Raw genomic sequence first — 11,188 nt, 5'->3', positions numbered from 1 at the left:
AAACCAATCGATCGCGCCTATACGTCCCGCAAACAATCAACTCTCAGCAACAAACAGGGCACAACATGACCGACGACCGCTCAGCTATCGAACTTCTTGTTTCCACCGCAGCGCGAGATAACACAGGGGACGCACGCTTCGAGCTCTTCCAGAAGCTAATCGGAGTCGAGCTTTATTACCAGGCAGACAAGAAGACGATCGATGGCCGAGAGATGACCTCGACTCCAGTCCGAAAGCTGAACGATGGTAGCTACGCCATGCGCGCATTTACCTCGAAGAAGCATCCAGACCTACCCCGGTCTTTCGTAGGTGCGCGATGCCCGGAGCTGTTCAGTATCGCAACCGACTTGGTTGACGCCGACTGGCTAGTCATCGTCAACCTCAAAAACGACCTTGTTGCGTTCTCGCGCGATCAGTTGCGCGGCATGTTCATCGCACCACAGGCATCAGAGAACGCTTCTCAAGCCGCTGGAGCTGCTGTGTCAATTGAGCTGGAACGAGCGATCTCACAAGCCGTCCAGACTGACTCGGAAACCTGGTACGACCCTGTACTGACCCAGCTGCGCAGCCGTGAGCTGTACCTCCACTTGGCCGACGGCTACTCGCCCGGAGGACAGCCAACCATGCTCACTTCAAACGTTGGCGGCCGCGAAGGCTGGATTCGAACGTTCACCACCCGGTCTCGCCCGGGAATACGGTACGGGGGAATAACGTGGGAGGCTCTCGTGAACATGGTCCGAGAAAACCCAAACGTGCCGGGAGTTCAAGTGGTCAACGACGCGGACGATTGGATCGTCCTCGGTCGCGATGTCATGTGACTCGCCGGAACTCGACACCGATCACGGCCAACGCTCAGGAAACACCAGCGTAGATCAAATATAATTAGTGCGATTTCAAGGCGCCACAGCCCAGACCGAAAAGGAAAACCATGAACTTCGCGGACACATACTTTTCCAAAGAACACAGGTATTCGCTCGGCGTCGAAACAACCTCGGGAAAGTACTACGCATCGATACCTGTCAGCAACGGAATCGTCGACTACGAGGAATACTACGAACTTGATTCAAGTCAATACCAACGCTTCTTGACCGATCAAAGTGCTGCGCTCAAATTCATCGACGCGTGTCGAAATCATGAACATGATCAACTCCTAATACAAAAACCAGGAAGCAACCGTGGCACTCCCGTATAGCCCACACGGCCATTCTGAGGACCCAACTATCGGCGCGGCGCCAGCCGCGCCGACCAGAAACTCGTCCACTGAAGTGATCAGGCAGACAACGCATGACTGAACTCGGTATCAGCGCCGAGCAAGCAAAAAGTATCGTGGAAGCGATTCTCGTCAAACAAACACCCAATGGAAGCGTGCCGCCTGTACTGGTCGGCGAGCCTGTCGACTACGAATCTTGGTGGGTGCAGGGATATCAGAGTCGTGCGTTCGTTGAAGATGGCGACGAGAATGCCGCGCTCGCAGGCAACGGGCCGATAGTTGTTCCGAAGGACGGCTCGGCCCCATTCCAGCTTTCCAGCGCACTACCGGCGGCGGTGCAAATGAAGCGCATTCGCGCCGACCGGACTGGTTCAGGCGCGTGACAATCAGCTGGCCATGAGGGCTGCGACTTCGGCAAGGTTCATGCCCATCAGGTGGGTGTAGCGGTCAGCGTGGAACTGGTCCGCGAACACAGCCCGCCGCTCTGAGACAACCACGGACCAGCCGTCAATTTCTGGACTAGCCGTCCAACCGTCTGCGGCGCCGACTGGAAACACATCACCCACGTTGTGGTCGGCACGCCAAATGCTCCCAAGACACATGAGAAGAAACTTGTCCGCGTCAACGAGAGCGTCAAAGCGCCCCCACGTCGAGATGGTTCCGCGATCGGTTTTGACTACGAGATAGCCATTGTCACCGTCTCGGACCTCGTACCCGATCTCCAAGTTCGACCAACCGTGTGCGACCTGCGGGCCAGAGGCGGGTAGCAACATCCCAACCTTCGCCGCCCACGCCGACAAAAGCAAAGTGCTCTCCACCTACCCATTCTCACTTCCGGTAGCGATGTTGCGCCAGGTGGCACTCTCGAATACCCCTGAAAGTCTTGCTCTTTCAGGAGTATTCACGTGTCGCTCAGAGCGGCGGTGGGATATCGCTGTCTACAGGCCGGTGCTCGGTCGTCTCGTGCGACTGCTGTTCTTCGGCCCGGCGGGCTTCTCGTTCTTGGCGTTCTTTGCGTTGGCGGTCGAAGGCTTCTTGCGCGGCCTCTTGAGCGTCGATGTCGGCTTGGTTGAGGGCACGCTCGTAGGTGATCTGCTGGGCCTGGTTCTGGGCGCGGGTGCGGCGGCGGAGGGGCATCATGATGTCCCGGCCGGGGGCCGTTGCGGCGGTGTCCAGGTCGGTGGCATCTGGTGGTGGATTCGGCAGCGGCGTGTCGGTGACCTTGCGGGGGAACAAGATTCGACTCTCAGGCACGCTGATGTAGGTGTGGCCCGTCGGTGCGGTCCACACGATGCTGCCGTCGGGTTGTTGACGGTCCCGCCAGCCATCCGGCCCGCCATAGAACGTTTTCAACAGGTGGTGTTTGCGGCATTTCGGGCTCAGGTTCCCTGGATGAGTCGGCCCGGCCGGCCAGGGAACCGTGTGGTCCACATCGCAGTTGGTGGCGGGCTGGTCGCAGCCGGGGAACATGCACGTCATCGCCCGCATCCGCACGAACTCATCCATCGCAGCCGACGGCCGATACCGCGGCACCTCATCCAAATCAGCGGCGGAAGCGACGGTGCGGACTTTCGCGCCGCGCGCCACCAGATCCGCCAACACCGCCGGAGGCACCACACCCCCGCCGAGGACATAACCAACCGGGGTACGCACCGGCGCCGGAGGCTTCGCAGCGGCGGGGACGGAAGCGGGAACGGGCGCCGCGGGAGCTGCCGGCGTGGGCGCAGGGTCGCTGGCCGGAGCGGCCGCAGCAGTGGCCGGGGCTTCGGCGGGCTGCGAATCCGTCGCCGGCGCCGGAGTATGCGCGGGCGTGGCGACCGGACCCGGCTCTGGCGTGGCATTCGACGCGGGCTCGGGTGCGGGTGGGAAGGCCGGCTCAGACGCGGGCACAGGCTCGGGCGTGAACACCGGCTCAGACGCTGACCGGGTCGATGCCGGAGTCGCAGGCGCGGCCGGATCCCCGTGCAGCAGCGGGTCAGCCACCGGCACGGGCAGGCCATCGGTGAGTACATGAATCATCACCGCCGTCGCCCGGGCATCGGGCCCGGCCGCCGGGCAATCCGGGTCACCACATTGGCAGGCCAACCGGTCCCCGCGCGCAGCCAGCACCCCCAGGGCATCAGCGCGGCGCTGCCCGAACGTACGCGGATCGTTCTCACACACCTGCCGCGCCATCTCGGTCAGCACCCGATCCAACAACTCGGCATCAGTCGCGAGTAGGGCACCCCAGATCGACGCCACCCCAGTCTCATCGTCCGGTTTGCCCACCCCGACGCCGCGGCGGCGCGCCGCCGAGCGCACCTTCAACACCGCGGCGGGATCGAACTTCTGCACCCAGCCGTCGATCTTCTTCTCGATCTTCTTGCGAGACAACCCCGCCCACTCGCACAGTGCTCCCGCGAGCGCGGCGTCGATGACGGCCAGAGTGTTGGGGTCCTCCACCAGCCGGGTGCGCCAGCAGATCGCGCCGACCGTTCGTGCCGACACCCCACCATCGGCAAACACCGCCGCCACGCGCGGCAGCCGGAACCGCAACGCCACGGCGATCGACAACTGCCCCGAGGCTTCGCGCTTCCCGATGCCGAGTGCGGCGCCGACTTCGGCGACCGCGGCATCCCAGCCATCACAGGCCCACCACTGCCGGCCATCCTGGTCATCGATACGCAACATCGCCAGATCAGCGATAGCGCGGAATTTCCCGCACTCGGCGACGTTCGACACCCGCGCAAAATGGATCATCAAGTCGACCACGCCGACATCGTGGACCAGCACACCGCCGACCCCGATTCCCACGTGTTCGAACATATTTTCGATAGTACTCCGAGCTACTGACTTAAGCTTCCCGGCAGGCGTCCGTTGTGGATGAATGCGGATCTGTGGATAAATCAGGGCCCCGGTTGGAAGCCGTATCGCGCGATGGTGCGGCCACGGCGAACGACGGTCCCCACTGAAGAGAACTCGCGCCTGGCGCTGGCGGTGCTCGCTCGGAGATGACCGGCGCGAAGCGGTGACCAACTGAAGCAACAGTGGTCGATCGCGACCGAGCCTTGACCGAAAGGTTCGGCAGATGTCACGAAAACGCCGAAAACATCGATAACCCCTTCAGGACACCATCGAACGTTTTCCATCGCTCCTACGTGTCATCGGGCATAGGACCGGAAGGACCCTGAGATGCGTACTGCACTAATAACTCTCATAGCTCTCACCGCAACTGGTGCCATCCTGGCCCCCGCCGCGCCGGCGGCCGCTGAGTCGGCGATCGTCACGATCGGCCAACTGGAGGCCGAGGGATTCCACGTGAACGTCGACCGGGTCGGCAGCGCACCGCTGGATCAGTGCGTGGTGACCAGCGTCCGCAACCCACAGGAGCAGACCAGGCTCATTCGGGTGGACGGCCCCGGCAACCGCGATCAGGTCATCCGCGTCGTGGTCCGACGGACCATCACCGTGTCGCTGGATTGCAGCCGCTAGCGCCCGGCACTCAGTTCGCGATCACCGGCAACGTGATCGACGACGGATGCGCAGCGTCATGCAGGATCGTCTGCGTCGCAACGACGGTCGCCGCATCCCGCCCAAATGGCGCACCGGTGTTGGGATTCGGCGCGAACTGCGGGTAGTCGCTGCTGGATATCTCCACCCGCACCCGGTCACCGGGGCTGAGTTGGTAACTGGTGGGCCAGATTTGGATGCGGTATTGGTACGGCTGCCCGGGGACGATCGGCGTAGGCGCCGACAGCGAGTCCCGGAAAGACGCCCGGAGAATCCCGTTGTTCAGATTGATGGCAGTTCCATCGGGCTTGACCACCACCAGCTTGGCAGTGAAATCGGTGTCCACAGCAGAGGATTGGGCCCACAGGGTGACGGTGGCCGCCCCGGTGATCTCGGTGTCATGGGCCACCGGGTCGCCGGTGTACACCAGTACGTCGGATCGTTGTTCGACCGGCGTCTGGTCGTACGGCCCTTGCGGACCGGACTTGGCGCCACAACAAGAGTGCCCACCCAGGCTCGGCGCCGGATTCAGCGGATCGTAGGTGTAGGTGTCGGGCGGCTGCGGGCCTGGCAGCACCGGCAACAGCTTGCCGTCGCGGTCCGCGATGCCCCCGGCACCGGAGAGGTAGTAGTTGACCCACTGCGTCTGCGGCAGTGGCCAATTCACTCCCGTCTTCCACGTATTGGCGCCCATGGTGAAGTAGTCGACACGTGGCTTGCCTGCCACACCGTTGTCGACGCCCTTCAGGAAGTGATCGAACCAGGCCAGCATCAGCTCGTTGATCGGACTGTTGCCCACCGCTCCGATGTCCTTGAGCATCGGCGCCGGCTCGGAATCAGCGCGCCCCCACGCGACGTGGTCCCACGGCCCGATCACCAGACGCTGGTTCGTGCGCGCAAAGTCGTTGGCGCCGTGGGCCACCATCCCGGCGAAGTTCTCCACACCGCCGGCCAGGAACGCGTCGTACCAGCCCTCGAAGTGCAGCACCGGGATTCGCACCGCCGGGTACCGGTCGCGAATGCTGACCTGCTGCCAGAAGCCGTCGCGGGTGTTGTGCCGAACCCAGTCGAAGTACCACGGCGCCACCGCCGGATTGTGCGGCTGCATCGGTGGAAGGTCCTGTTGCGGGCGGAAATTGAGCCATCGGGTCGGGTCGGCCCCGGCGTCCCGCAACAGCCGCTCCGCCTCTGCGTCCCGACGGTTCTGGGCGGCCCCGAGCGCAATCGACTCGATGGCCCACGGCTGCACGAACGCCAGCCGGAACTCGCCGCCCTCATAGGTCCAGCCGTCGTAGTAGTCCGACGCGGTGTTGGCCGGCGCGATCGTCACCAGATGCGGCGGCGCCGTCACCGCTGCAAGCCATTGCGTCGCACCGACATACGACGATCCGTACATGGCCACCTTGCCGTTTGCGCCGGGCAGCCCGGCGGCCCATTCGACGGTGTCATAGCCGTCGGCCATATCGTTGGTGAACTCGCTGAACACCCCGCCGGAGCTCCCCTGGCCCCGGACATCTTGCACCACAACGAGATAGCAGTGCGAGGCGAACCAGTCCGGCGGCTCGTAGCGCTCCGGCGAGGTCTGGGCCCCGGACTTACCGTACTGCGTGCGCATGAGCAGCACCGGGACAGATTCAGAGGTCCGGGGACGGTAGACATCGGCGCGCAGCACGACGCCGTCGCGCATGGTGGCACCGACGTCGCGTTCGGTATCGACGGCGCACGAGCCCCGACCCGTCGCAGCAGGGAATGGCGAAGCAGGCGGACGGTCCGCGCCACAGGCAGCCAGCACAACCAGCACCACCACGAACGCCGTCACACGGATCAGAGCGCGCACGCCACCACGCTAGACGGTTACGACGGCGCCGGTCCGCCCGACTTCGTCGTCAGCACCAGGACGTTCGCGTCGCGGTCGAGGAACGCCTGTGTGGACATCGCCGGACCGGAGAAGTGGTTGTCGAGTTCGGGCCCAGACAGGTACGGGCCGCCGGGCAGTTCCGACTGCAGAATCTTCTGCACCGTCGGTTGCCGGTCGGTATCGGCCGGGTGGTATTCCGCCAGCAGTCGAGCGGTCTCCGCAGGGGGCAGCTTCACCACCGCGTCGATCCAGTTCACCTTGCCGGCCAGGCTGGGATCGCCACTGTTGTTCCAGGTGACCCACACCGCCTCGTCGGGTTTGCGCAACTGCGGGAACTGCCAGACCAATTGCTGTACGTCATGCCGGACCATCTCCGGCGGTATCGGTGGACCCTTCACCGCAGGCGAGGCGGAGCCGAAGATGTCGAGGCTGCCGAGATTGACCCCGTCGCAGCCGGTCAGCGTGACGCCGACCACAGCCAGCAACGCGAGGTGTGTTCCCCATCGGTTCTTCCGCATTGCCGACGTCCCTTCACGAGGGTGCCCTGGTGTGCGGAAATTCTAACGCCGACATCCGCTCGCCAGCAGATCTTCAGCAAACATCCGAATGTGGCGCCGAACACAATATTGTCGCGCCATGCAATATGTGGGCGGTGAATCTGCCGGCGGCCAGCTAATTCAGCGAGATGTGCCGGGCCCGAAACCCGCAAAAACCCCCAATTCCCGTGGGAATTGAGGGTTTTCGCGTGTGCTCGCGCGAACAGCGCAAACAGACTCAGTAGCGGTAGTGCTCCGGCTTGTACGGGCCGTCGACGTCGACGCCGATGTACTCGGCCTGATCCTTGGTGAGCTTGGTCAGCGTGCCGCCGAGAGCCTCGACGTGGATGCGCGCGACCTTCTCGTCGAGGTGCTTGGCCAGGCGGTAGACCTCGTTGTCGTACTCGTCGTTCTTGGTCCACAGCTCGATCTGGGCGATGACCTGGTTGGAGAACGAGTTCGACATCACGAACGACGGGTGGCCGGTGGCGTTGCCCAGGTTGAGCAGACGGCCCTCGGACAGCACGATGATCGACTTGCCGGTGTCACCGAAGGTCCACAGGTCGACCTGCGGCTTGATATTCAGCTTGGTGGCGCCCGACTTCTCGAGGGCCGCCATGTCGATCTCGTTGTCGAAGTGGCCGATGTTGCCCAGGATGGCCTGGTTCTTCATGGCCTTCATGTGCTCGAGCAGGATGATGTCGTAGTTGCCGGTCGCGGTGATGACGATGTCGGCGTCGGCGATGCCCTGCTCGACGGTGACGACGTCGAAGCCGTCCATCAGCGCCTGCAGCGCGTTGATCGGGTCGATCTCGGTGACCGCGACACGCGCGCCCTGGCCGGCCATCGACTCGGCACAGCCCTTGCCGACGTCACCGTAGCCGCAGATCAGCACCTTCTTGCCACCGATCAGCACATCGGTGCCGCGGTTGATGCCGTCGATCAGCGAGTGGCGGGTGCCGTACTTGTTGTCGAACTTGCTCTTGGTGACCGAGTCGTTGACGTTGATGGCCGGGAATGCCAGCTCACCCGCGGCGGCGAACTGGTACAGCCGCAGCACGCCGGTGGTGGTCTCCTCGGTGACACCCTTGACCGACTCGGCGATCTTGGTCCACTTGGTCTTGTCGTTCTCGAAGCCGTTGCGCACCAGCTCCAGGAAGACCTTCCACTCGGCCGAGTCGTCTTCCTCGGCCGGGGGCACGACGCCCGCCTTCTCCCACTGGGCGCCGCGCAGCACCAGCATGGTGGCGTCGCCGCCGTCGTCCAGGATCATGTTCGCCGGTTCACCCGGCCAGGTCAGCATCTGCTCCGCGGCCCACCAGTACTCCTCCAGCGTCTCGCCCTTCCAGGCGAAGACCGGGGTGCCCTGGGGCTCCTCGACGGTGCCGTGCGGGCCGACGACGACGGCCGCGGCCGCGTGGTCCTGGGTGGAGAAGATGTTGCAGGACGCCCAGCGCACCTCGGCGCCCAGAGCGGTCAGCGTCTCGATAAGCACCGCGGTCTGCACCGTCATGTGCAGCGAGCCGGAGATGCGCGCACCCTTGAGCGGCTGCACGTCGTGGTACTCGCGCCGCAGCGCCATCAGACCGGGCATCTCGTGCTCCGCGAGGCGAATCTCCTTGCGGCCGAACTCGGCCTCGGACAAATCGGCGACCTTGTAGTCGATGCCGTTACGGACGTCTGCCTTCAATTCCGTCATGGATTAGAGCCCCATTCATTCGTTCCACTGGAGTGACCCCATGGCCTGCGGGCTCGCGGGACAGGCGCCAGGAATCCTGCTCGAATGGCGCGCTGACGGCTACGGGGCTTCCCCACTACCGTAACGGTCGGCGAACGGCGTCATGAGCCGGGCCAGGTCAGCGGCCACATCATGGTCCGCTTCCGGCGGCATTGACACGTAACTGATCGCCAGCCGGACGATCGCGCGCGCCAGCACGCCGGCGTCGTCGTCCGAAATCTGTACCCAGCTGCCGCGGAACGCCTCGGTGAGACGCTGCGAGCAGTGCGAGATGATCGGCGCGCTGTCGGTGGTGATGATCTGCAACAGATCAGGTTTGGCGACGCCGGTGAGCAACGAGATGACGAGCGGATCGGACGCCGATTCGGTGAAGAACATCCGGAAGCCCTGCAGGAACGCGGACTCGATGTCACCGACATTGGCGTAGATGGCGTGCTCGACGGCGTCGACCAGGCGGTCGGCGAGGCGCATCGCGTACCCCTCGGCCAGGCCCTGGCGCGAGCCGAACTCGTTGTAGATGGTCTGGCGGCTGATGCCGGCCGCACGCGCGACGTCGGACAGCGTGATCGACGACCAGTCCTTGGCCAGCAACAGCTCTCGCATGCCGTCCAGGATCGAGTGCCGCAGCAGGACCCGGGAGGCCTCGGCGTACGGCACCCTCGGCGCGGCCGCGGCGGTCACGACGCCACGACCTCCACCATTTCGAAGTCGGCCTTGGCGGCGCCGCAGTCCGGGCAGCTCCAGTCCTCGGGGATGTCGGCCCAGCGGGTGCCCGGGGCGATGCCGTCCTCCGGCCAGCCCTTCTCCTCGTCGTACTCGAAGCCGCACTGCAGGCAGACGAACTTCTTGAACGGCTCGCTCATGAACTCACTCCTACCGATTCGAAATCGACCTTCTCGCGGACCGCGCAGTCCGGGCAGCACCAGTCGTCGGGGACATCGTCCCACGCCGTGCCCGCCGGGAATCCTTCACGCGGAGCGCCTTTGGCCTCGTCATAGACATAACCACAGCCGGGGCAAGCGTAGGCACTCATGCTCAGGCCACCGCCCCGTACTTGGCCATCACCTTGTCGCGCACCCGCGGGTGGACGTTGACCTTGGTGATGTCGCCGTCGTAGTGCTCGATGACGCGGTGGTCCATCATCCGGCGCCACAGCGGCGGGATGTAGGTGAGCCCGATCAGCGTCGCGTAGCCACTGGGCAGGTTCGGTGCGCCGTCGATGCTGCGCAACGTCTGGTAGCGCCGCGTCGGGTTGGCGTGGTGGTCACTGTGCCGCTGCAGGTGGTACAGGAACAGGTTGGTGACGATGTGGTCGGAGTTCCAGCTGTGCACGGGCGCGCAGCGCTCGTAGCGACCGCTCTCGGTCTTCTGCCGCAGCAGGCCGTAGTGCTCCAGGTAGTTGACCGACTCCAGCAGGCTGAATCCGTAGATGCCCTGGATCAGGACGAACGGGATGAGTGCCGGGCCGAACACCGCGATCAGGATGCCGAAGAACACCAGCGACATGAGCCACGCGTTGAGGACGTCGTTCTTGAGGTAGGTGCGCGGGTCCCACGGGCTGCGGCCGAGACGACGGATGCGCTGGGCCTCCAGCTCGACCGACGACTTCAGCGCGCCCCACACCGTACGCGGCAGGAACTCCCAGAAGTTCTCACCGAAGCGCGCCGACGCCGGGTCCTCCGGGGTCGCGACGCGGACGTGGTGACCGCGGTTGTGCTCGATGTAGAAGTGGCCGTAGAACGTCTGCGCCAGGGTGATCTTGGCCAGCCAGCGCTCCAGGTTCTCCTTCTTGTGTCCCATCTCGTGGGCCGTGTTGATGCCGACGCCGCCCAGCACACCGACCGACAACGCGACACCGAGCTTGGCCCACCAGGCCAGCCCGCCGTCGAAGCCGAGCCAGCTCAGGTCCTTGGCGGTGAACAGGTACGCGCCGAGGATGACGCTGGCGTACTGGAACGGGATGTAGACGTAGGTGCAGTAGCGGTAGTACTTGTCGTTCGCCAGCTGCTCCATCATCTCGTCGGGCGGGTTCTCCCCGTCGGGCCCGAACTTCAGGTCGAGGATCGGCAGCAGCACGTAGAGCAGGCCGGGACCGATCCACAGCGGCACCTGCGCGAGCGCATGCCAGCCGGCCTGGTTCAGTGCCCAGATCAGCGGGAGCATCACGAACAGCGCGGTGGGCGCGATCAGGCCCATGAGCCACAGGTGACGCTTGCGATCGCGCCATTGCTCAACGTTGACGTCGGATACCTCGACTGACACGGGTCCACCTCCATTGGTTGGGCCGACAACTTGTGATCTTGACTATAGACCGCATTTTGTCGCCGGTCTAGACAATGGAGGCGATTTTGTAAAAC

Annotated in this window: 13 protein-coding genes; 4 read left to right on the top strand and 9 right to left on the bottom strand. The window is 64.2% G+C overall.

Annotated features, from left to right (window positions below; genetic code table 11):
* The first annotated feature begins 65 nt into the window (after window positions 1-65).
* From G6N46_RS26990 to G6N46_RS26980, 3 genes are all read left to right on the top strand, one after another.
* Window positions 66-818 (top strand): hypothetical protein, encoded by a 753-nt coding sequence (locus G6N46_RS26990; RefSeq protein ID WP_138250069.1) that lies wholly within the window; start codon window positions 66-68, stop codon window positions 816-818.
* 110 nt (window positions 819-928) lie between these two features.
* Window positions 929-1,192: a hypothetical protein gene (locus G6N46_RS26985; protein ID WP_138250070.1), complete on the top strand. Its 264-nt coding sequence runs from the start codon at window positions 929-931 to the stop codon at window positions 1,190-1,192.
* 92 nt (window positions 1,193-1,284) lie between these two features.
* Complete coding sequence (locus tag G6N46_RS26980) at window positions 1,285-1,593, top strand: YrhB domain-containing protein (protein ID WP_138250071.1); 309 nt, start codon at window positions 1,285-1,287, stop codon at window positions 1,591-1,593.
* Window positions 1,594-1,596: 3 nt separating this feature from the next.
* Here the strand turns inward: G6N46_RS26980 and G6N46_RS26975 are convergent, their stop codons facing one another.
* Window positions 1,597-2,028, bottom strand: coding sequence for a hypothetical protein (locus G6N46_RS26975; RefSeq protein ID WP_138250072.1), 432 nt, complete (start codon window positions 2,026-2,028; stop codon window positions 1,597-1,599).
* Window positions 2,029-2,122: 94 nt separating this feature from the next.
* The gene (locus G6N46_RS26970; protein ID WP_138250073.1) at window positions 2,123-4,015 is read right to left on the bottom strand and encodes an HNH endonuclease signature motif containing protein; all 1,893 of its coding nucleotides are present in this window, start codon (window positions 4,013-4,015) and stop codon (window positions 2,123-2,125) included.
* A 366-nt stretch (window positions 4,016-4,381) separates the two neighbouring features.
* Here G6N46_RS26970 and G6N46_RS26965 point away from each other — a divergent pair, with 366 nt between their 5' ends.
* The gene (locus tag G6N46_RS26965; protein WP_064858202.1) at window positions 4,382-4,681 is read left to right on the top strand and encodes a hypothetical protein; all 300 of its coding nucleotides are present in this window, start codon (window positions 4,382-4,384) and stop codon (window positions 4,679-4,681) included.
* A 10-nt stretch (window positions 4,682-4,691) separates the two neighbouring features.
* Here G6N46_RS26965 and G6N46_RS26960 read toward each other — a convergent pair whose 3' ends face one another.
* The 7 genes from G6N46_RS26960 to G6N46_RS26930 all read right to left on the bottom strand — a co-directional run bounded on the left by G6N46_RS26960 (window position 4,692) and on the right by G6N46_RS26930 (window position 11,093).
* Window positions 4,692-6,536 (bottom strand): CocE/NonD family hydrolase, encoded by a 1,845-nt coding sequence (locus G6N46_RS26960; RefSeq protein ID WP_138250074.1) that lies wholly within the window; start codon window positions 6,534-6,536, stop codon window positions 4,692-4,694.
* A 17-nt stretch (window positions 6,537-6,553) separates the two neighbouring features.
* Window positions 6,554-7,075, bottom strand: coding sequence for a hypothetical protein (locus G6N46_RS26955; RefSeq protein WP_138250075.1), 522 nt, complete (start codon window positions 7,073-7,075; stop codon window positions 6,554-6,556).
* A 256-nt stretch (window positions 7,076-7,331) separates the two neighbouring features.
* A complete protein-coding gene (gene ahcY, locus G6N46_RS26950; RefSeq protein ID WP_138250076.1) occupies window positions 7,332-8,792 on the bottom strand; it encodes an adenosylhomocysteinase in 1,461 nt (486 codons plus the stop codon).
* A 99-nt stretch (window positions 8,793-8,891) separates the two neighbouring features.
* Complete coding sequence (gene alkX / locus G6N46_RS26945) at window positions 8,892-9,512, bottom strand: TetR family transcriptional regulator AlkX (protein ID WP_138250077.1); 621 nt, start codon at window positions 9,510-9,512, stop codon at window positions 8,892-8,894.
* Window positions 9,509-9,694 (bottom strand): rubredoxin, encoded by a 186-nt coding sequence (locus G6N46_RS26940; protein ID WP_061004460.1) that lies wholly within the window; start codon window positions 9,692-9,694, stop codon window positions 9,509-9,511. The genes alkX and G6N46_RS26940 overlap by 4 nt, the downstream gene beginning before the upstream one ends.
* The gene (locus tag G6N46_RS26935) at window positions 9,691-9,864 is read right to left on the bottom strand and encodes a rubredoxin (protein ID WP_082761797.1); all 174 of its coding nucleotides are present in this window, start codon (window positions 9,862-9,864) and stop codon (window positions 9,691-9,693) included. The genes G6N46_RS26940 and G6N46_RS26935 overlap by 4 nt, the downstream gene beginning before the upstream one ends.
* Before the next feature lie 2 nt (window positions 9,865-9,866).
* A complete protein-coding gene (locus G6N46_RS26930) occupies window positions 9,867-11,093 on the bottom strand; it encodes an alkane 1-monooxygenase (protein ID WP_064858205.1) in 1,227 nt (408 codons plus the stop codon).
* Between the last annotated feature and the right edge of the window lie 95 nt (window positions 11,094-11,188).

The organism is Mycolicibacterium phocaicum (assembly GCF_010731115.1).
Classification (GTDB): domain Bacteria; phylum Actinomycetota; class Actinomycetes; order Mycobacteriales; family Mycobacteriaceae; genus Mycobacterium; species Mycobacterium phocaicum.
This window is presented reverse-complemented; position numbering and strand designations above follow the sequence as displayed.